Origin of the sequence: Planctomicrobium stercoris, assembly GCF_051465655.1 — a bacterium.
In the GTDB taxonomy this organism is placed as follows: domain Bacteria; phylum Planctomycetota; class Planctomycetia; order Planctomycetales; family Planctomycetaceae; genus Planctomicrobium.
On sequence record NZ_CP195791.1, the window covers coordinates 4,414,879 to 4,435,610 of the forward strand.

15 protein-coding genes are annotated in these 20,732 nt (G+C 57.4%); 6 read left to right on the plus strand and 9 right to left on the minus strand.

Going from position 1 to position 20,732, the window contains the following annotated elements; genetic code table 11:
* Positions 1 to 25: 25 nt before the first annotated feature.
* The 5 genes from SH661x_RS17740 to SH661x_RS17760 all read right to left on the minus strand — a co-directional run bounded on the left by SH661x_RS17740 (position 26) and on the right by SH661x_RS17760 (position 7,357).
* Positions 26 to 1,378: an ABC transporter permease gene (locus SH661x_RS17740; protein ID WP_437224246.1), complete on the minus strand. Its 1,353-nt coding sequence runs from the start codon at positions 1,376 to 1,378 to the stop codon at positions 26 to 28.
* 301 nt (positions 1,379 to 1,679) lie between these two features.
* The gene (locus SH661x_RS17745; RefSeq protein ID WP_437231218.1) at positions 1,680 to 2,378 is read right to left on the minus strand and encodes an ABC transporter ATP-binding protein; all 699 of its coding nucleotides are present in this window, start codon (positions 2,376 to 2,378) and stop codon (positions 1,680 to 1,682) included.
* Between the two features lie 80 nt (positions 2,379 to 2,458).
* Positions 2,459 to 4,120, minus strand: coding sequence for a hypothetical protein (locus SH661x_RS17750; protein ID WP_437224248.1), 1,662 nt, complete (start codon positions 4,118 to 4,120; stop codon positions 2,459 to 2,461).
* A complete protein-coding gene (locus SH661x_RS17755; RefSeq protein WP_437224251.1) occupies positions 4,056 to 6,875 on the minus strand; it encodes a TolC family protein in 2,820 nt (939 codons plus the stop codon). The genes SH661x_RS17750 and SH661x_RS17755 overlap by 65 nt, the downstream gene beginning before the upstream one ends.
* Complete coding sequence (locus tag SH661x_RS17760) at positions 6,875 to 7,357, minus strand: MarR family winged helix-turn-helix transcriptional regulator (RefSeq protein ID WP_437224253.1); 483 nt, start codon at positions 7,355 to 7,357, stop codon at positions 6,875 to 6,877. The genes SH661x_RS17755 and SH661x_RS17760 overlap by 1 nt, the downstream gene beginning before the upstream one ends.
* Positions 7,358 to 7,887: 530 nt before the next feature.
* On the opposite strand from SH661x_RS17760, the gene SH661x_RS17765 reads away from it, so the two are divergent.
* Together SH661x_RS17765 and trpE are read left to right on the plus strand one after the other, a co-directional pair.
* A complete protein-coding gene (locus tag SH661x_RS17765; protein WP_437224255.1) occupies positions 7,888 to 8,223 on the plus strand; it encodes a hypothetical protein in 336 nt (111 codons plus the stop codon).
* 444 nt (positions 8,224 to 8,667) lie between these two features.
* On the plus strand, positions 8,668 to 10,161 hold the full coding sequence (gene trpE, locus SH661x_RS17770; protein WP_437224257.1) for an anthranilate synthase component I: 1,494 nt from the start codon (positions 8,668 to 8,670) through the stop codon (positions 10,159 to 10,161).
* 179 nt (positions 10,162 to 10,340) lie between these two features.
* Here the strand turns inward: trpE and SH661x_RS17775 are convergent, their stop codons facing one another.
* Positions 10,341 to 10,694, minus strand: coding sequence for a PilZ domain-containing protein (locus tag SH661x_RS17775; RefSeq protein WP_437224258.1), 354 nt, complete (start codon positions 10,692 to 10,694; stop codon positions 10,341 to 10,343).
* 503 nt (positions 10,695 to 11,197) lie between these two features.
* On the minus strand, positions 11,198 to 13,177 hold the full coding sequence (locus SH661x_RS17780) for a hypothetical protein (RefSeq protein WP_437224260.1): 1,980 nt from the start codon (positions 13,175 to 13,177) through the stop codon (positions 11,198 to 11,200).
* A 421-nt stretch (positions 13,178 to 13,598) separates the two neighbouring features.
* Here SH661x_RS17780 and SH661x_RS17785 point away from each other — a divergent pair, with 421 nt between their 5' ends.
* Positions 13,599 to 14,876, plus strand: a complete 1,278-nt coding sequence (locus SH661x_RS17785) for a GNAT family N-acetyltransferase (RefSeq protein WP_437224262.1) — start codon at positions 13,599 to 13,601, stop codon at positions 14,874 to 14,876.
* A gap of 142 nt (positions 14,877 to 15,018) precedes the next feature.
* Entirely contained in the window at positions 15,019 to 15,969 is a 951-nt protein-coding gene (locus SH661x_RS17790; protein WP_437224264.1) for a JmjC domain-containing protein, read from the plus strand.
* Between the two features lie 183 nt (positions 15,970 to 16,152).
* Here the strand turns inward: SH661x_RS17790 and aroH are convergent, their stop codons facing one another.
* Positions 16,153 to 16,524, minus strand: coding sequence for a chorismate mutase (gene aroH / locus SH661x_RS17795; protein ID WP_437224266.1), 372 nt, complete (start codon positions 16,522 to 16,524; stop codon positions 16,153 to 16,155).
* Positions 16,525 to 16,872: 348 nt separating this feature from the next.
* Positions 16,873 to 17,661 carry a PIG-L family deacetylase gene (locus SH661x_RS17800; RefSeq protein ID WP_437224269.1) on the minus strand — a complete coding sequence of 263 codons (789 nt, stop codon included), beginning with the start codon at positions 17,659 to 17,661 and terminating at the stop codon, positions 16,873 to 16,875.
* Between the two features lie 149 nt (positions 17,662 to 17,810).
* On the opposite strand from SH661x_RS17800, the gene SH661x_RS17805 reads away from it, so the two are divergent.
* Positions 17,811 to 18,626: a hypothetical protein gene (locus SH661x_RS17805; protein ID WP_437224272.1), complete on the plus strand. Its 816-nt coding sequence runs from the start codon at positions 17,811 to 17,813 to the stop codon at positions 18,624 to 18,626.
* Between the two features lie 186 nt (positions 18,627 to 18,812).
* On the plus strand, positions 18,813 to 20,582 hold the full coding sequence (gene aspS, locus SH661x_RS17810; RefSeq protein WP_437224274.1) for an aspartate--tRNA ligase: 1,770 nt from the start codon (positions 18,813 to 18,815) through the stop codon (positions 20,580 to 20,582).
* The last annotated feature ends 150 nt before the right edge of the window (positions 20,583 to 20,732 follow it).

Below are 20,732 nucleotides of genomic sequence, written 5' to 3' on the forward strand. Positions count from 1 at the left end.
ACGCGACCTCAGAATCAACTGATGATTACTCGTGCCTCAGCGCTTCGATCGGGTCCAGCTTGGCCGCGGCCTGGGCTGGATAGACCCCGAAGACCAGACCGGTCAAAACGGAAAATCCGAAGGCGACCGGCAGACTCCAGATGGCAATCCGGGGAGTCATCCCCAGAAACATCCGCCCCATGTCGGACAGATTCGAAGTCGACGCCGACTCGAGAATGTAGTTGGTCACCACGTACTTGATGCCGCTGAAGGCGACCGGGGTGCACAGACCCAGCGCCATCCCGATCAGACCTCCGGTTCCCGAAAGCACAATCGTTTCCAGAAGAAACTGCTGGGTAATATCGTGACGACGGGCTCCCAGCGCACGGCGGATCCCGATTTCCCGGGTCCGCTCCGTGACGGTCGCCAGCATGATGTTCATAATGCCGATCCCCCCCACCAGAAGGCTGATCCCGGCGATCGAACCAAGCACAACGTTGAAAATATTCCGCAGCTGATCCGCCTGCTTCTTCAATTCCAACGGCACGACGACCGAATAATCCCGCTTGATTCCATGTGTTCGCTGCAACGTCTCCTGCACCACTTCCGCGGTTGGAATCACGTCTTCAACGTCTGTGACCTTCAGCGTGATCTGGTCAAAGACCACCGATTCCGCCGACATCGACCCCGAGGTCGTCTTCATGATCAGATCGTTGGTGTTGATCCGTGATTGAAACGTCGACAGCGGAATGTAAACGTCTCGGTTGTAGTCCTGCCCGGACATGCTTCCGCCGATGGCAGCAGATGCTGTCCGCTCGCGGGTAATCCCCACCACCTGATATGCCCGGCCCCGGATCTGGATCGACTTGCCGAGTGCCTGTTCTCTTGGAAACAGCAGCCTCGCTGTCTCGTTCGCCAGAACGACATTATTCGCCCGAGTCCATTCGTCCTGTTCAGAAAGGAATCGCCCCGACAGCAGAGTCAGATGATTCATCTCAGCGTAATCCGGAGTGCATCCGACCACACGTGCGTTGATGGTCCACTCCAGGTTTCTGACGTCTATCACCACTTCGCGCACCGGAACCATCCCGGAAATTGTGGGCAGGGTTCGTTTCAGAATGTTGTGGTCTTCCCGGGTCAAACCGTAGCGCAAGACCCGGCTGTTCGCGCTTCCCGTGGCCGCTTCATCGGGCGGCTTGACGCTGCGCACGATGATGTTGGTCGCCCCCAGCCTCAGAATCTGCTCCTGAGCCTGCTGACTGGCCCCTTCTCCGATCGCGAGCATCGCAATCACCGAAAAGACCCCGAACACAATTCCCAGCATCGTCAAGCCGGAGCGCAGCTTGTGCAGCAGCAGGCTCTTCATGGCAAGTCGGACGGTGCGGAGAAATCGGGACATGAGCGGCGGAGGTCAGAGGTCAAGGGGCAGAGGTCAGGAGGACGGGGCGGTTGGTTGGGGGGGATTTATTTGTCATTTGTCATTTGTCATTTGTCATTTGTCATTTGTCATTTGTCATTGGGGATTGGGGATTGGGGATTGGGGATTGGGGATTGGGGATTGGGGATTGGGGATTGGGGATTGGGGATTGGGGATGACGTCCAGTCCACCGAGTTAGCGACTCTGGACTCTGGACTCTCGTCACAATGACAAATGACAATTGACAAATCCCCAATGACAAATCCCCAATGACAAATCCCTTTCACCCCCGAAATACTCCGTGTCCGGCGATGACTCCGTCTTTCATAAAAATCTGGCGTTTGGTCTGCTCCGCGACCTCAGGTTCATGCGTCACCATGATGATCGTACGGCCTTCAGCATTCAGATCCTTCAGCATCCCCATGATCTCCTCACCGGTTTTGGAGTCGAGGTTTCCGGTCGGTTCATCCGCCATGATGATCGCTGGGTCGTTGATCAAAGCACGGGCGATGGCCACGCGTTGCTGCTGTCCTCCTGAGAGCTGATAAGGACGGTGATCCAGACGCTGGCCCAACCCCACCCGTTCCGCGACGGCTGCACACCGCTCTCGATCGACCGCTGTAATGGGAGGGTATCCCGGGCGGTAAAGCAGGGGGACTTCAATATTCTCAAGAACCGTGTACTGAGGAATGAGATTGAACGACTGAAAGATGAAGCCGATCAGCGAATTCCTCGCCGAAGAAAGTTCATCGTCGTTTAACTTCGAAACATCCTGTCCGCTCAGGTAATACTCTCCCTTGGTGGGGCGGTCGAGCGCTCCCAGCAGGTTGAGCAGCGTACTCTTTCCGCTGCCGGACGAGCCCATGATCGAGATGAAATCCCCTTTGGGAATCTCGAGTGAGACGCCGCGCAGAGCTTTGACCGTAACGGCTCCCAGGTCGTAGTACTTGTGCAGATCGACGAGTTTGGCAGCCAGTTCCATATCGAGATTGTTCACTTCACCAGAGAGAAGGCTTGATTCGCAGACTGAACAGAGCACGCTGCGTCAGCAAGTGCATTTCATTATGTCCCAGGACGGCCGGCTGCCAGCTCCGCCGGCGTCACCTTGCCGTCGCCATCCTTGTCCATCCGCGCGAACCGTTCCGCATCCGGCACCTCATCAGCGGTCAGGACTCCGTCGCTGTTCTTATCAAGTCGAGCGAACAGAGCGGCTGGATTCATGGCGGCATTTCCTCCGGGAGGTGCAGCCGGCTTCTCTTCAGCCGCCGCCCCCGGGACAACAGGAATTCCCGGGGCACTGGGGACGCTCGGGGCTTCTTTCTCCTGTGTGGAGTGCAGATCCGCTTCAATTCGGGCGATCTCGTCGGCGAACTGGCTGCGAGGATTCATCACGACCCGATCCCCTTCCTGCAGCCCATCCAGCACCTCCAGATGAGACTGATTGGCCTGCCCGATCTTCACAACCTGCGGTGCTGCCTTTCCGTTACGATAAACAAAGACCAGCTGCTTGTTGGCGACTGTCACGACCGCCTGCATGGGCACCTGCAGGACGCTGGGACGGTTATCCACCAGCAGTTCAACCTGGGATGTCAGTCCCGGTCGCAGTTTGCGAACCTTGTCGACGTCATCCATGAGGACGATTTCCGTCGGATACTCACGCAGGTCGAAATTCGGCCAGCTGCCTGACATGGGAACGGAAGAGACGTGCGAGACTTCTCCGTTGAAGATCTCATCCGGGTACGCATCCACCCGGATTCGGGCCTTCAAGCCTTTTCGAACCGCTCCGATCAGGGATTCGTGCACCCGACAGTCGACCTTCATCTGTGTAACATCAGGCAGATTGATAATCGCCTGACGCTCGCGGACGGTGGCACCTGCCTCAATCAGAATGGGTTCGGAACGTCGGCTGCCATTGGAACCGTTGGTGGCATACACCACTTCGCCCGCCTGTGTGGCTCGCAGAGTGCACGCCTCAATCTGCTTTCGCAGTCGATCCAGTTTCTCCCGTTCGACATCGTAGGTGAGCTGGGCTGCCTCCGCCTGCTTTTCGCACTGGGTGCGTGCGGATTCCGCTTTCAGTTCCACGCGTTTGACTTCGCGCTTGGACTCTTCGGCGTTTGCCTTCATTTCGGCGATGGTTCGTTCCTTGGTGAAATTTTCCAGCACCGCCAGCAGTTCCACGGCCCCCTGCACCTTCAGATTAGCCTGCTTGACCGCGATCCGGGAAGCCTCAAGTTCATTCTGACTGGCGTACCCCTTCTTGACCTGGCTGGCGGTGAACGCCTGGGTCTCTTCAGCGCGGGCCAGTTCTTCCTGAGCGATGGCCACGTTCCCTTCCAGCGCGTGTTGCTGCTGGTCGTAATCGCCTCCTTCGGAGACGTATTTTTTCAGATCCAGTTCAGCGATCAGCGACTTCAATGCCGCGGCGGCGATGTCGCTTTCGTTCTGATTCTTCTGGATCTCCAAAGTTTCCTTGGCTGCCGTCAGTGCAGCGGAAGCCTGCGTCGTCACGATCTCCTGCTGCTTGAAATTTTCGCGCAGCACGGAGGCATCGAGTTCGCAGAGGACATCCCCCACTTCAGCCCATGTCCCTTCCGGAACGATGCTGATAATGGTGGTGGTCCCTTCGACCAGACTGGAGAGCGTGGCATTTCTGCGACTATCGAGAAACCCCTGCATGCTCATGCTGACCAGAAACGGTCCGGATCTGACCGTTTCCAGCATGAGGTGCTTTGGCGCCTCGCGGGCGGCTGTTGAGGTTGTCAGGGATTGCCACCAGCCCGGGCTCAGCAGACCCCCGGCCCAAGCGGCTCCGCCCAGCCCCAGCAGCAGGAGGCACGAGAGGATCCACATCGATACTCGGCCCGAGCGGTTCTTCCGGACTTTCATCAGCTTGTCCATTCTCCTGGTTCAGGTAGAAGGGGTCGACCCACAGGCCGTTCTCCCCAATCTCCATAATACCCATGTCCCGATAAATGTTAAGGCGATTCCGCTCGTAGTTCATATACGTCGAGACCAGATTGTTCTGGGCATTCAGAATATTGTTCAACGCGGAAATCAGGTTATTTCCCGCCAGACCGTTCCCCGACGAGCGGCTGGCCCCCCCGGCAGCTCCGGCCACCGTCCGGCTGTCGGGCGGCGCATTACTCTGTTCGACAGCAGAATCGTACTGCAAAGCCGCAATCCGGACCGCCCGTCGGGACGTCTCCAGATTCTGACGCAGGACGAAGAGCTGACGCCAGGCATTTCTCACCTGCTGTTTCACCACATCTTCCGCCAGCATGTACTCGCGTCGCTGACGTTGATAGTTGATCAGCGAAATCCGGTAGGCATTTCGTTCATCAATCTGATCCAGGGGTGCTGTGAACGAGAAACCCGCCCGCAGCCGGCTCTGGTCTCCGCGGAAGTCAAACGGATTGTTGCTGTTCGACGTCCCGACATCCGCTTCCGCGACGATATTGACGGACGAAAGCAGTGCATTCGCGGCGATTTCCACTTTTCGCCGGGCATCCATCACCCGCGCCCGTTCGTTCATCAGGTCGACCCGATTGTCGATGGCGATCTCGACAGCCCTTTGCAGAGCCAGTTCAAACGGCTGCACTTCGATCAATTCGACCCGCATGCTGATCTGGATGACAGTCAGGTTCTGAGTCAGTCGCACAAGTCGCTCACGGAACTTGTAGAGTTCCCGATAGGCGGCCATGGAGATGAGAGGATCTTCTTCTCTGACCCCTAATCCCCGCGCCGTTTCGAGGATATCTTCTCGCAGATCCTGAAGTTCCTCTCGGGCTCCTCCCAGCAGAATCTCCGCCCGCTCCAGATCGGATCGAAGTACGATGCCGTCTTCCTCACTGATTTCCCGAAGGCGACGCGGCAGTTCCAGTCTGGCCCGACGCATGTCCTCGATGACAACGTCCATCCCGTTTCGCCGCGTCTTGTCCACCAGACTGAGAAGCACGACGTAAGCACGTTTGAGTGCCTCGAAGTCCGGAGATTCATCATCAAGATCGGCCCAGTGGTCGACCAGATCCTTTGCTGCCTCTTCAAGATCAGACAGCCCCGGATCAATGAGTTCGAACTGCTTCAGCAGCGAGTCTTCGATCGAAAACACCATGTCCGTCCGCAGCCCCAGTAAAATCTTGAAACTGTCCAGGTCATCCTGAAGCGTCCGTTCCAGAGTTCTCAGCTGATTGGTATTGGTCGCCAGACTCGACTGCAGGTTGAGGACGTCCAGTGTTGCCACGTCTGTCTGCAGAGTGTCGATGAGCCTGTTCACTGAATGTTGAAACCCCGGATCCGGGCTGAGGTTCCGCAAAGCCTGAACTTCGGCTTCCGTGACTTCCAGCTCGGAGATCCAGCGAATTCGCTTGAGTGCCTGATCAAACCGCAATTTGCCAGCCAGCGGAGGCGGAAGATCGGCGGGCAACGGCGTGTTGGCAGGCCACTCCTGAAGGTCTTCACTGGCAAACCGTTTATTGCGGGCCGATTGAGAAAGCAGCTTCTCGATCTGCTCCTCAAGCCTGCCGATATTTCCTTTCAGGTTCCGGATCTGCTGCACTTCGTACAGCAGCTGCAGGAATCCGGTTCCACCACCGACGACGCTGGTAAAGATCTGCTGGCGGAGTCTCGCAAGGACGCGTGCCTGATACAGCAATCCGCGCTCTGACTGGGTCAGACCTTCCAGTCCCACTTTGCGACCTGCGCCGAACAGCAGCGGCTGCACCAGTGAGAATGACAGATTCGACATCGACTGAGTCTGATTCCCACCCCCGAACAGCCAGATAGTGTTGTTCGCGAATTCGACCGCCCATTGCGTTCCGGCCGGCAGCAACTGACTGACTCCCCCCGCAGCACCCGCTACGACTGTGTCACCAGGACCGTGAGGAACAAAGGTGGCTGTGGAGGCAGCCACCGGTTCAATCCCGGCTGCATTCAGATACCGCACCCCGAACTGGAAACGTTGAAACGTGACAGCCAGCGCGGCCAGATACATGTTCTCGATTTCGAACTGATAATCCCGATTGTTGATCTGCGCCAGTTCCACTGCCTGGGGAAGCGTGACGTTTTTCAATTCCGGGAGAGGGCCCATCAATTCCCCCGTGAGAGGGTCGACGTTATCCGTGCTGATGCCGAAGTTCGCGAGCCATTGCGGGTTTTCGACGGTCATCACATCGCCGAATTTGTGCCAGCCTTTGTACCCCTGCCAGCCGTCCACCCACCGCATGTAAACCGCAGCAGCGCTGTCATCAGGCGGGAGCGGCTCTTCATCAGGATCGTACGGGTCGTAGAACCGGCTTGCTGGATTCGGCGTGACGTCGATCCGCGGCAGAACCCAGCGAGGATCGTTCAGTTTCTCAGTAATCGCCAGATACGAATCACGATCCGCCTGATCTCGCCAGAACGTTCGCGAGCATCCGCAGAACCCGGCCGACAGAAGGAGTGCGAGTGCCAGAAGTCTGTTTTGAAGTGAGGGAAACATCAGGCTGCCCTCCGTATCGGGGGCGAAGTCGCCTCGAGCGACTGAAGACAGCGACTCAGTTCAGTGAACATCGTGGCCGCCGGGCTGTGCCCCCGCGACTGGAGTGCACCATGAATCTCGGCTTCGAGGTTCGCATGCAGGTGTTCGATCACGTTGCATCGTTCTCTCCCCGCTACGGTCAGAGTGAGGACCGACTTTCTCCGGTCCAGCGGAGACCGTTCCCGCTCGAGCAGTCCTTCCGAACGCATCCGTTCGATCAGGCCGCAGAGACTGGATTCCGACAGACCCAACTCATTGGCAAGATCGGTCTGGGTGAACCGCTGTGAAGCACCTGTCAGTGCGAGGAGCACGGCTGCCCGGGACTCGGTCAGATCAATCTGTCCGTACCGCTCGGCCAGCTGCCGTCGCAGTTGCCTCGACAACTGGTTCACCTGAGTGATCCAGCCCGAAGCCAATTCCTGGGAAAGTGAAACTGCATCCATGCAGGCGATCCGAATCTTCCGCATTTCAGGCAGGTTGCCCCATCTGCACACTTGTACAACGGGCAATCTGCATGTCATTCCATACAAAATGATTCGGATTCGAATGATTCAGGGCTGAAATGAATCGAGCGACTTTACCGGTTGCAGTGGATTTTCGGACGAATTCTCACATCGCACCGGCGAAATCTGCCGGTGCGTTGCCACGGTGGTCGATCGGCAGTCAGTCGAGATGCCCGCACAATCGCTTTTATCGATTCAATCCTCCAAACTTTCGCACTCTTCGCCCCTTTCCTGGACTTTTTCGCATCCTCAGCCCGCCTGATCAGAAATCTGAGCGCATTGTTAGGGCGATGGATTGTCAACATTGGTGACCCCCATCCGCGCTCGAGGTCTGGTCATCCCGCTGGAGGCATTTGACTCAGACACCAGGGCCGGAAAGTCGCCAACAAGTCCGTGTTGCTGAAGCGGAGCTTTCTGCATGACGGCATGGTACCCCTCCCAAGACTGAATGGAGAAAGACGGAATGATTGATGATGCGATTTCTACGCCCGAGCTTCGGGCAAGTCGGCGGTTCAAGGATCGCCGGCTCGGATCGCCGCGAGCGGCTGACGACCGAAGCCTGCCCAGCCACCGAAAACCGAATCAGCGAACGGAGAAAGGTCGAGCGTCGTCGCCAGATTGACCCGACTACCTGCGAACGCGACTACAAGCCAGACGAAATTGAATTCATGCGGGCCATGGACGACTACAAACGCCGCAGCGGCCGCCAGTTCCCCACCTGGAGCGAAGTTCTCGAAGTGATTCGCGACCTTGGCTACCGCAAAGTGGCTGCTCCGACGACCACGTTCGACTCCGCAGCGAAGTAAAAAGTTGCTCTTCCCGGGGCAACCAGCCCGCGAACAAGCTTCGCGGGCTTTTTTATTGTCCCGGGTAGGTCCGCGAATCTCCGGAGAATGGAAGGAACCGCGAATTTGGCGAATATTGCGAATCGAATCGCCATAGTCATCCCGATCCTCAATTCGGCTTTCCCAGCCATTTCCGGTGCAGACACATTGAGATGGAGCCGGGAAAGAATTCGCTGGATTCGTGTCATTCGCGGTTCTAAAAAACCTCCGTGTCTCTGCGTCTCCGTGGTGAATCGTATTTCTCCGGCGTTTTGTGCCACGAAAAGTCGGCTTGGCTCCACTCGAGTTGAACTCCCGAAGTGTGCAGCCAAACATTTTCGAAGTCGTTAAGATGTTCCCCGAGTATTCCGCTGCCGGGTCGTGCTGCGGAAGGGACTCAGGGGTTTTCCGACTTTGAGCTTCGACATGCATCAGCCCGCGTATCAGGATTTCTGCGAACTCGCCACTCAGGCACCGCTTGTCCCTGTGTATCGAATGATCTACAGCGACACGCTGACACCGGTTTCCGCGTACTGCAAGGCTGGCTGGACCCGGGACCGGTTCCTGTTTGAAAGCGTCATTGGCGGAGAAAAGGTCGGGCGGTACAGCTTCATGGGCGGCGATCCGTTTCTCCGGATCGAAGCTTACGGAAACGAAGTCGTCATCACCGAAAACAATCAGCAGACCCGGAAGACGGTCGCTGATCCTCTCGACGAACTCGATTCACTTCTGCAGAAGTATCGATCAGTTCACTTGCCGGATGTCCCCCGATTTGTGGGAGGAGCGGTCGGCTACGCCGGGTACGACGTGGTCCGATATACAGAGAAACTCGAGAATGCTCCCGAAGATGATCGCCATCTCCCGGACCTGTCGTTCGCCTTTCATGATGCGATGATCATCTTTGATCACATTCGCAAGACAACGTTAGTGGTCGTGCATGCCCGCACGGACGGCACCGACCCGCAACAGGCGTACGAGCGCGCCTGTGCCCGCGTGGATGTGCTCTGCCAGCAACTGCAGGACCGTGATGCTGGGCTGTCGATGCCCGATGTTGAACTGGGAATCACAGACTTTCCGCAATGGACGTCCGACTTTACAAAGGCGGAATTCGAACAGGCAGTCAGTTCGGCTCAGGAATACATTCGTGCGGGAGATATCTTTCAGGTGGTGCTCAGCCAGCGTCTTGAAGTGCAGACGCCTGCTTCCCCGATGGACGTCTATCGTGCGCTGCGGGTCGTGAATCCCAGTCCGTTCATGTTCCTGCTGCAGACACCGCATGCCACGCTGGTCGGAAGTTCTCCGGAAATCATGGTCCGGGTCGAGGACGGAATCACCACCATTCGCCCACTGGCAGGGACCCGTCAGCGGGGACGCAATGAGCAGGAAGATGCAGCTCTGGCAGCGGAACTCCTGGCCGACCCCAAAGAACGCGCCGAACATGTCATGCTGATCGATCTGGCGAGAAATGACGTCGGCCGCATCGCGGAATACGGCTCGGTGAAATTGAGCGATCTGATGGTGGTCGAGCGATACAGCCACGTGATGCACATCACTTCGAACGTGACCGGACAGCTGCAACCGGGACTGACGGCCCTGGCCGCTCTGCGTGCAGGTCTGCCTGCGGGAACGGTCTCGGGTGCCCCCAAAGTCCGCGCGATGCAGATCATCGATGAATTCGAGAAGCACCGCCGAGGTCCTTACGCAGGAGCGGTCGGATATCTCGACTTCACTGGCAACATGGATACCTGTATCGCGCTGCGGACGCTCGTGATGATGAACGGCAAAGCGTACGTGCAGGTGGGAGCAGGGATCGTCGCGGACAGTGTCCCTGCCAGCGAGTATCAGGAAACCCTGAACAAAGCACGCGGACAGCTGAAGGCCATTGCACTGGCCGAGACGATCTCACGAGCCGAGCGGTAGTGCCTGTCTGCTCGTAGGACTGACACCTGAAAACGGGACAGCCGCACTTGGACAATGTCCATTCGTGCGGCCGTTGAGATTTCTGCAGCAGGCAATGTGCCTGGGTGTGTGGCAATGAACGACGGGGTTGCTCGCTCGAAAGCGACATTGAGCGATCCACCTCACCGGCTCAGTTCGCTTCAGGCTTTGCTATTTTTCTGACCCACAAACCGGCCGCCGCTGATGAACATTCCGTTATCACACGGATTGCACCACTGGAGCATGACCCGGTATTCGAATTCGCGGGTGTCGCTCGCCATGCGAACGGTGACTTCTTCGGGTGTCACATAGCCCTTGTGCAGCAGGCCGATTCCGAAGCGGCTGATTTCTCGCGTCACTGCGGAGACCGTGTTGCCACGGCCGGTGGTGATTTCGGCGGGGACAGCCAGCTCCAGACGTTCGGCACTGCGATTGTGGTTGATCTCGGATCTGCCGATGCTTTCGAGCACTTCACGCAGGTCAGTCGGAGTGGGACGGCTCCAGGGATCGGCCATGAGAACCTCTTGTCAGATGTCAGTTTGTGAGTTGTCAGTAGAAAGACAGGGATCAGTAGAAAACAGTCTGGACTCATGACGGATCGCCGCGCGAATGCCCGCACTTTGGATCGCGATTCGATGTTCCTGTGATAAGACTGTAGGTCATAAAACGTGACAAGCGGGCAGATTTCGGATTTGACGTGACACGCAGATCTCTCACGGCCGCTAGATCCCGCAAATTCGAAACAGTTCGTTTTCAATCAGCAGCAGGCTACGACGCCGAAAGAACCGGGAATTCACAGCGACCAGCCGGCCCCGATCACCCCGAAATCTCAATAAAAAAAGCCCCCGACAGGTCTGTCGGAGGCTTTTGGAAGTGTCATTCCTGACTGTGGATTCTGGACGAATCACAGACCTGTCTAGAGCGAACCTCACGAACGTGCGGCGTTCCGGCGGCGATAAACACAGCTTTCGAACGACAAATCACCCTGAATCGCCGCCACACTCCCCTGTGACAGGGGCTACGCAGCCCGTTTGAACTGCAGCGGCAATGCTGCAGGATCTTCGGGGGCTGGAGAATTCAGCATTTCCAAGGCTGCCGGACTTGCCGGAACCGCGACGGGCGGAAGGTCCTGCATTCCCAGGCTGCGATCCGAGTACCCACGGGATTCAGACCGTGCGAATCGAACTCCGACAAAGGCGGCAATCCCTGCCCCCGCCAGTCCCAGCAGAGACCACATGACTCGCCATTTTGCCGCGGCCTTGGCCTTTTTGCTCTGGCTGGCGGTGGCTGCTTTCCCTTTCGCCTGGGAAAGTTCATCCCAAGTCATGGAACTCTGTTCCGCCAACTGCATCTGGCTGTCGACCGGGGTCGGAGGAGCCATCAGGAGTGGACGCTGACGGTCGAGCGTTGCCGCTGCCAGATCGGTTCCCGACCCTGTCTGATACGAGTTCGCTCTGCCGTGGCCGTCGAACGGATCCAGCAGACTGGGGGCTCCTTCTTCGGAAACAGTATGGGCGATCGCAAACTGAACTCCCGGATCGCTGGAGCTTCCCGAATGCTTGCGAGTCTCGGGAAGCGGGTCCAGTGTCGGTGCGGGATTCAAGGCAGTTGACGGTGCTGACAAAGCAGGACGTGTCTGGTCCGGTTGAGAGAGCTCACGCGGGGCTGTCGTCTGGCTCTTGACCCGGTCGCTGTTCCAGGGCCGGATCTCCGGAAGAGCCTCAGCAGCGAACGTCGGCGTTGACTGCGTGACTGCCGTTGCCGGTTTGGTCACCTGCGGCTGAGGCGACCGTGTTGCGAGCGCAGGTCGCTGATCGATGTTGTCGGGCAGCGGCTCCCAGGTCGCGAAGACGTCATCCGGGAAGGCCGATGTGGATTTGGCCACAACGGGAGCTTCCGGTTTCGGATTCTGTTTCGGCTCTTCGCGGGTTGCAGCGGCGACTTCGGTTGCAGCCAGGTACGCATCGTCGGAAGTGTTCGACGTCCGCCAGATCTTGGCAGCCATCGCCTTTGCGAATTCGTGGGGATTCTCTTCCCCCTCCGCGAAGGTGATCTGATTCTCGCTGGCAATTCTCTCCGCCAGCAGTGCACTCCGGTAGGCAGCGTGGAACTCCCCGCGAAGGCTGCTTGTATGAGCATCCGAGAGCAGTGCTTGAACGCGAAGTTTCTGCTGGCGTGCAACTGGACTTTCGGCCGGCTTCAGCGAATTCGGAGTGTCCGCCGAAGGCTTCTGCTGCAGTTTGAATGCAGTCCCTTCGGTTGCCGGGGCCGGTTTCGCATTCAGGCTGACTTTCCCGGTGGAATCCCCTGCAGCGGGCTGTCGGGTCATCCAGGGTTCTTCCTGAGCGGGCATTTCGCGAGCGACACCCGCTTCTTTGGCAGGAGCAGCGGCCCTGGCAGGCAGGCTGGCCTCTGACTTGTTGGGCAGAGCAGCTTTGGCGGCTGCGGCCGTGGAAGTGGCAGCAGCCTGCTTTTCCCAGTCCGAGGGTTCCGGCTTGCCGGCGAACTCTTTCTCGAACCAGTTGTCCGCAGAGTACGGATCCTTCTCGGCCGGCTTCTCAGTTCCCTTCTCGGAATTCTCCGTCGGGGCATCGGCAGCTGGGGTCGATGAAGATGCGAGTCGTGCTTTGCCGCTCGCAGGAGCAGTTGCTTTCTCCGAAGGCTTGAGCTCCGGTTGATCAGCAAACGGATCCTTCACAGCCGGCTCATCCGATTTCGGACTGAGAAAACTCCAGAAGGATTTCTTCTTTTCCGGGGATTCGCTGCCGGTCTGCAGAATGGGAGAGTCTTCCTGGGGAACCTCTCCGCCGGCTGCGACGACCTTGCTCCCCTCATCCGGACGATCCGGGAGTTTGGCGCTGGCGAGCTCGACCTTCTGCTTGGCAAGGTCCTGCTCCGCCCGCAGAGCAGCCTTACCGGCTTCTCCTGCGAGATCGGGATGAGTTGGATTATTCAGGCAGCCGGCAAATTGCATGCTGGATGCCCAACTGACGGCCATCGCGACACTCATTGCGCGGTGACGCCATCGAAGAGATTTTGGGCGCATCACGAATTTCCCCCTAGGTGATGACGATAGAAGCATCGGTTCTATCGACGTGCTGGATTCTGATGCATGAGTCGATTTGCAGGAAAACGCCATATCTAACGATTGAATCGGCAAAGAACGCCCGTCGTGAACTGTCCAGTGAAATGCCGCCCGAATCCGCAGCCACCGCTCCGGGGTGAGCTACTTTCTTAGAAGTTGTCGTCTTCCTGAGCCTGTGATCCTGGATTGGCAGGGGAGCACAAATCGTCCGAACGTCCTTCTTTGAAACGAGTTCGACACTTCGCATCTCCCCAGATGCAGTCTCGAAGCCAATCGATTTCTCAAGGGGAGTTGACGCGGGAATCCACATGAGACCGACGAACCGCAGCACGAAATGACTGTTCTGGAACCGATTCCGAAATCGACGCCCTCCCCTCCTTGCCCCCCGGAGACAGCTGTCCCCGGTTTTCTGGGGACGGACGGGATGCGGTACAGCGTCGTCGAGAGCCGTCTTCCTGAGGAACTCAGTCAGATCGAAGAACAGTGGCAGACGCTGAGCTCCAGAAGCGCCGACCCGAACCCGTTCTACGAACCCTGGTTCCTGATTCCGGCCCTCCGCCACCTGGGGAACTCGCAACGTTGGCACTTCCTGCAGATTTATCGAACCGAAGCCAAAAAACCGGGCGTGCCTGAACTGTGCGGTTTCTTTCCGTTTGTGGAATCGCGCGGCCCCCTCGGACTGTCTCAGTGGAGTCTCTGGAAGAACCAGTTCTGCTTCCTGACCAGCCCCCTGGTCGACCGGAATTGCACTTCCAATGTTCTCCGGACCACCCTGAATTTCATTCGCGATTCGCAATCCCGGCCGGTCTCCCTCGAATTGCCGCTGGTGACCGGCGAAGGACCGCTCAATCACGGCATCACCGAGGTTCTTCGCGAAAACCTGTGTACAACGTTCCTTCCGGATCAGTATCTGCGGGCCGCTGCGAACTGCCACGGCAACACGGAAGAGTATTTCAAGAACGCACTGGGGGGACACCACGTTCGCGAATACCGTCGCAAACGCCGTAAGCTGGAAGCACTCGGACAACTGGAGTATCGCCAGATTCAAGAACGTCGGGCAGTTGACTGCTGGATTGACTGGTTCCTCGATCTTGAGGCACAGGGCTGGAAAGCCCGCGCAGGCACCGCCATCAAACAGCATCCCGAGGAATCGACCTTCTTCCGCGAAATGATCCAACGAGGTTTCGCTGCCGGAAGAGTCCGGCTGGAAGGCCTGTTTCTCAACGGTGAGCCGATCGCACTCAAGTGCATTCTTCTGTCCCCTCCCGTCGCCTTTGCATTCAAAATTGCGTTCGATGAAACACATCACAGTTGTTCGCCGGGCGTTCAGCTGGAATTCGACAGCCTGCAGCATCTGGCTGCGGATGAAGAGATCACGTGGAGCGATTCCTGTGCGGTTCCCGGACATCAGATGATCGACCGCCTTTGGACAGAGCGTCGTCTCGTCCGAAGGATGATCCTTTCAACCGGCACCAGTACGGGAGATCTTGCAATCGGCGCTCTCCCGTTCCTGCGATCTTTGAACCGGGTTCGGAAACGCTGGGTGGAGAAGTTCTCCAGTACCTTTCTGAAGACCGGAAGCATTGAAAGCGGAGAGCGACCGGCCAGCTGATTCAGTTGATTCAGACAGTTCAAATTTTCAGAGCATGCTGCGAAGTCGAGAGAACTTCTCCGTACAGCATGAAAATGCACTCGCTGACGCGTCGTGCTCCGACAGACAATAAAACCACAATCCAATTTGCGAAGGCATTTCGATGTCAGCACCACCAGTCACCCGCTCATCGACTTCTCAGTCCGCAGCTTCCGCATCGGCTGCGAGCTCCCGACATCTCGAGATTCAGCCGGTCGAGTTCGAGAACTGCTTCAGCAAGAAGCCGTTTCTGATTCAGCACAATTTGTGCACTCATCCGCTGTTCAGCATGGAACGGATTCTGGAACTGTCACGCCGACTCCCCGAATCCTGCATTGAGTACAATGCGGGCAATCTTCCCGTCAGCATCGACCCGGCACTGACGCCGCGGAACGGCCTTTCGGTCGAAGAAACCATTCGCCGCATTGAAGAATGCCGCTCATGGATGGTGCTGAAGTACGTTGAGAACGATCCGGAATACGCCCAGCTGCTCAACGAATGCCTCGAAGAGATTCGTCCTTATTCAGAACCAATCGCACCGGGGATGATGCAGCCGCAGGCGTTCGTGTTCGTCAGTTCGCCGGGATCGGTCACCCCGTTTCATATCGACCCGGAACACAATTTCCTGCTGCAGATTCGCGGAAGCAAGGAAGTGCGTATGCTGGACGGAACCGATTCGAACATCGTTTCGGAAGAAGATCTGGAAGGGTTCTATTCGGACCGCGGCCGCAATCTGAAGCTGAAGAAATCAGCGGAAGAGACCGGCTGGACCTATCAGCTTCAGTCCGGACAGGGACTCCACTTCCCCGTGACCTTTCCACACTGGGTCCGAAACGGCAACTCGGTCTCCATCTCCTTCAGCATCACCTTTCGAACCCCCGATCTCGATCGTAGACGAGCCCTGTATCAGGCGAACGCCAATCTGCGAGCACGCGGGTGGAAACCCTGGCCGGTCGGCAAGAACTCGCTGCGTGACAGCCTCATCTACACCGGATTCCGGCTTCAGCGCAAGCTCGGCCAGATCCTGCACAAGCCGGAGAAACACGCTTGCAGCGACCGCAAGTGCGGGATGTAAACCTGAAGCTGGAAAAGATTTGAAACGCCGAGGGCGCCGAGATCGCAAAGAAGAAAAGACGAGAAAGTTGGTCTTAGAACTTGTTTGCAAGTGAAGGAAGACCGCCTGAATTCTCTTTTTTGATTCTCAGCGGGCTCTGCGATCTCTGCGTTTCAAAATTCTTCTGAACCCAGGCGAAGCAGGCTACTGAGCGCCGGTGATGTCTTTGCGCAGACCTTTTGCATCCCGCAGGTACAGGTGAGTCATCTCAGCCTGCGACCGGTCGGTGTTGACGTGCAGAAGAACACGAATCACGCGTGGCATCCCATGCGGGACGGCAATCTCCGAAGCGCACAAAAGCGGAACCTGACTCATCCCCAGTTCCCGGGCCGCTTCCGCAGGAAATGATGCGTTCAGGTCCGGTGTTGTCGTGAAAATCGCCGAGACAATCTCGGAGAAATCCTGCAGCGAATTGACTGCAATGATCTGCTCCAGAAGTTCCCGCGTGGCAGCGAGAATTTCCTTCGGACAGTTTTCTGTAACGGTGATTGCGCCTCGTACACCGCGAACCGGCATTGCGTTTCCGACCAGATGGAGATGAAAGAAAGACTGAATACGACTCGGTCGGAATTGTAGCGAATGACCCGCCGGGGTTCATCCGAAGAGAGACATCTCCGATCGGATTTGCTGTTGTGTCATCCGAGTCGAGGAAATTCAATTAAATTTTACCACGGAGGCACGGAGACACAGAGGAATTGGATATGAAGAGGGACGAGGAGTGAACGGCTGAAATGGAAACGTTTTGAAGACATGGAAAAACTGCTTGCGTTTCATCTCTCTGCAGTTGCTGCATTCATGAATAGCTCTCCGTGTCACCGTGTCTCCGTGGTTTCTACTCAACCACGCGACCGTCAAGAAAGCGTTTCAGTTGCCAACCGCCTGAGAACTGGGATCAAGGTTCGTCCGCGGTGTATCCGCTCCGGCGAAGGTCTCGACCAGATCTTTCACCGCGACCGGCCGGGGGGCAATGAGCAGTTCGCCCGCTGCGAATCCGGCTGTCAGTCCCAACAGGCGTGCCTGGCTTTCAACCAGCTGATAGGCACGTTGCTTCGACTCCGGAAACTGCGAGGCATACGCACGAATCGCGTTCAGCTTGATGTCGAGTGCATTCGAGATATCGACAATCATCGTTCCCGCTGCATCTGCGGGTGTCGAACTGCTGAACCCCAGCGGGTACCAGAGCAGCTGCCTGATGGTGTGAACCGGAAGCCCGTCAAACTCCCCATCCCACTTGGTGAGCCGCGAGTAAAAGACGGCAGCGTCCGTGATCTGCATCGCCTGCCAGTGATCCGGTGATGCCAGCGGAGTCTTGTCGGCAATTCCCAGCACGATCTTCGGACGGTAAAGACGAAAAATCTTCGCCAGTGCCACACGGGCTTCATACGTGTCGAACAGTTTCCGATTGGGTAAATCCAGCGTTTTGCGGTACTGGACCCCCAGGATCTCGGCGGCCTTGCGGGCCTCTTCCAACCGATGTTCCGGCCCGGGAGACCCGGGAGTCGGTTCCCCATCCGTCAGGTCGACGATCCCGACCCGGTAACCTTGCTGGACCAGCGTCGCCAGCGTCCCCCCCACCGCCACTTCGACATCATCAGGATGTGCGCCGACAGCAATGACATCCAACGGTTCGGGCAAGGCTGTCACAGGGGACATTTCAAAGTGCTTTCTTGAATGGTCAGAAATTGAGATTGGAGAAGTTTTCGCAGAGTTATGTAACGATTGAAATGCCAGTTGACCTTGTTGCCCCTAAGAATCCAAAATGTCGCAGTGTTCGGAACTCGTCAAGTGGAAGGAGTCGACTCATGCACCGAATCCGATTGTCAGCTGCAGCTCTGACTCTCTGTTCAACGCTCTTCACAACTGCTCTGAAGGCGGATCCGCCAGCACCCGCTGCCACAAAACCGGTCACTGCGACCGGGACGCTCGAGCCGGGGATCATGGCCATCGGCGGGGAGACGACCGGCACCCTGTTGAAGCTGCCGAATCGGGTTTACGAACTCGAATTCCGTGAAAATTCAGAGCTTCAGGAACAGGCGGAGAAACTCAACGGGAAAGAGGTCACCGTCACCGGCCCGCTCCGGCTGGTGAGAGGGGTCGAACGAAAGGACCGCTGGGTGATCACCGTCGATCAGCTGGCCCCCCGGGATCAGAAGACGACCGACGCTGCAGCGAGCTTGTTTCCCTATCGAGCTGAGTTTTCCAAGCCGGGCACGCGGGTCAACTTCCACCCACTTTTTGATGAACTCACCATTCCAGTCTGGTCGGAATCAGGAATCGACCATGGGACGATCTTTCGAACTTCAGAGCGTTGGCCGGAGAAGGTCGAACTCCATCTTCATTTGAAAGGGTTGGAGCTCTGTGAAGTCACCGCTGGAAAGTCGGTTCTAGGGTGGTCTGTCGCCAGCACGGGGGATTCCGAACGTCGGACCTGGCAACACAAGGACGGACAGGAAGTGAAGCTCGAGGAGGGGAATCCGCTGTATTCGCCGATAGAAGGACATCCTTCATCTTATGAACGCCCTACCCGAAATGGCCAATTCGTGATTCACCTGCCGCCAGCTCTCCTCCAGGACAACCCGGAATCCTTCGAACTGAAATTCATCGATTTCTACCGCTGAATCTCTTCCGGCCGAGAATTCGCTGCTCCGGTCCAGCGAACGTTGTGGGCGGACGGTTGTCCCCTATAATGCCCGCTTCACTCTCCCGGGAGAGGGTGGTGGCACACGCATTTCTGCCTGTGCGGATGCTCGACCAGCCCCAGAGCACGCAGCTGTAAAGTAAATCGTCTAAAGGATATCCGTTCCGTGTTACGCACTCGAACCTGTGGTGAGCTTCGTTCTGAACTTGTTGGCCAGACGGCGACGTTGTGCGGATGGGTGGACAAGTACCGAGACCACGGCGGGGTCGTCTTCATCGACCTGCGCGACCGTTACGGCATCACCCAGATCGCTTTTCGTATGGACGAATCCAGCGAAGTCCAGCTGCAGGCGAGCGGTCTGCGACACGAAGACGTCATTCAGGTGACGGGGGAAGTGGTCGCCCGGGGTGAAGAAAACAAGAACCCGAAACTGGCCACCGGAGATGTGGAACTCCGCGCTGCCACCCTGACGATTCTCAACAAGAGCAAGACCCCGCCGTTCGAGCCTCGTAGCGAGAACGTCGCCAACGAAGAACTCCGGCTCCAGTACCGGTTCATTGACCTGCGTCGCCCCGCGCTGCAGGAAAAAATGATCCTGCGCCACAAGCTCACCAAGGCGGTCCGGGACTACTTCGATGAAAACGGGTTCCTGGAAATCGAAACCCCCATCATGGGTCGCAGCACACCTGAAGGGGCTCGCGACTACCTCGTTCCCAGCCGCGTTCATGAAGGGGCGTTCTACGCCCTGCCGCAGTCGCCACAGCTGTTCAAGCAGATTCTGATGGTCGCGGGTTACGACCGGTACATGCAGATTGCCCGGTGCTTCCGCGATGAAGACCTGCGGGCCGACCGCCAGCCGGAGTTCACCCAGATCGACCTCGAAATGGCGTTCGTCGAACAGGAAGACATCCTCACGATGGTCGACGGACTCGTCGGTCGCATGGTGCAGGAACTGCAAGGCAAGCAGATCAAGCTTCCGCTCCCGCGCTACACCCATGCGGAAGTGATGCGGGATTACGGCAGCGACAAGCCCGACCTTCGATTCGGAATGAAGATCAAAGAGATCTCCGACCTCGTGGCTGAAAGCGACTTCGGCGTGTTCAAGTCCACCGTTCAGGGGGGCGGACACGTGCGAGGGATCTGCGTCAAAGGCTGTGCGGATAAATACAGCCGCCGGATTCTCGACAACGATTTCAAAAATCTTGTCGCCGATTTCGGCGCCAAGGGGATGGCCTACTTCAAAGTCGCCGGGGGCAAACTGGAATCGTCGATCGCCAAGTTCTTCTCCGAAGACCAGCAGCGTGCGATTGTCGAACGGATGGAAGCTGAAGACGGCGACCTGCTCCTCTACATCGCCGACTCCTACAAAGTCTCGTCCGCATCTCTGGCGGCATTGCGAAACTTCCTGGGTCGCGACCTCAAGCTGTACGATCCGAGCGAAATCAACTGCGCCTGGGTTCTCGACTTCCCGCTGGTGACCTGGAACGAAGAAGAGAACCGCTGGGATGCGGAGCATCACCCGTTCTGCGCCGTTCATCCCGATGACGTGCAATACCTCACAACCGATCCCGGCCGGGTCCGGGCCCAGTCCTACGACCTGGTCTGTAACGGTTACGAATCGGCCAGCGGCAGCGTCCGAATTCATGATCCGAAAATCCAGCAGACCATTTTCGATCTGCTGAAAATCACTCCCGAAGAAGCCGAAAACCGATTCGGATTCCTGCTGCAGGCACTTCGTTATGGAGCTCCTCCGCACGCGGGAATTGCCCTGGGACTCGACCGCTGGGTGATGATGTTCACACAAAGCGACAACATCCGCGACGTGATCGCATTCCCGAAAACGCAGAAGGCAGCCGACCTGATGCTGGGCGCCCCCAGCACCGTGGACGACCGCCAGCTCCGCGATCTGCACATCAAGGTGGATGTGCCGAAGTAGCGTTGAGGCCGTCCGTTGGAGAACTACAAACGTTTAGCTGCACACTTGAAGTGTGCAGCTAAACGTGATTCGACAGACTTCCCTCGGGATTTCAACTGTACTGAAACACCCATGTCTGGAATTGAATTGTCGGTTTTGCGTTTCTTGAGA

Coding starts and splice junctions, on each gene's coding strand:
- SH661x_RS17740 (WP_437224246.1), bottom strand. CDS start 1,378: ATGTCCCGATTTCTCCGCACCGTCCGACTTGCCATGAAGAGCCTGCTG.
- SH661x_RS17745 (WP_437231218.1), bottom strand. CDS start 2,378: ATGGAACTGGCTGCCAAACTCGTCGATCTGCACAAGTACTACGACCTG.
- SH661x_RS17750 (WP_437224248.1), bottom strand. CDS start 4,120: ATGCTGGAAACGGTCAGATCCGGACCGTTTCTGGTCAGCATGAGCATG.
- SH661x_RS17755 (WP_437224251.1), bottom strand. CDS start 6,875: ATGTTTCCCTCACTTCAAAACAGACTTCTGGCACTCGCACTCCTTCTG.
- SH661x_RS17760 (WP_437224253.1), bottom strand. CDS start 7,357: ATGGATGCAGTTTCACTTTCCCAGGAATTGGCTTCGGGCTGGATCACT.
- SH661x_RS17765 (WP_437224255.1), top strand. CDS start 7,888: ATGATGCGATTTCTACGCCCGAGCTTCGGGCAAGTCGGCGGTTCAAGG.
- trpE (WP_437224257.1), top strand. CDS start 8,668: ATGCATCAGCCCGCGTATCAGGATTTCTGCGAACTCGCCACTCAGGCA.
- SH661x_RS17775 (WP_437224258.1), bottom strand. CDS start 10,694: ATGGCCGATCCCTGGAGCCGTCCCACTCCGACTGACCTGCGTGAAGTG.
- SH661x_RS17780 (WP_437224260.1), bottom strand. CDS start 13,177: ATGGCCGTCAGTTGGGCATCCAGCATGCAATTTGCCGGCTGCCTGAAT.
- SH661x_RS17785 (WP_437224262.1), top strand. CDS start 13,599: ATGACTGTTCTGGAACCGATTCCGAAATCGACGCCCTCCCCTCCTTGC.
- SH661x_RS17790 (WP_437224264.1), top strand. CDS start 15,019: ATGTCAGCACCACCAGTCACCCGCTCATCGACTTCTCAGTCCGCAGCT.
- aroH (WP_437224266.1), bottom strand. CDS start 16,524: ATGCCGGTTCGCGGTGTACGAGGCGCAATCACCGTTACAGAAAACTGT.
- SH661x_RS17800 (WP_437224269.1), bottom strand. CDS start 17,661: ATGTCCCCTGTGACAGCCTTGCCCGAACCGTTGGATGTCATTGCTGTC.
- SH661x_RS17805 (WP_437224272.1), top strand. CDS start 17,811: ATGCACCGAATCCGATTGTCAGCTGCAGCTCTGACTCTCTGTTCAACG.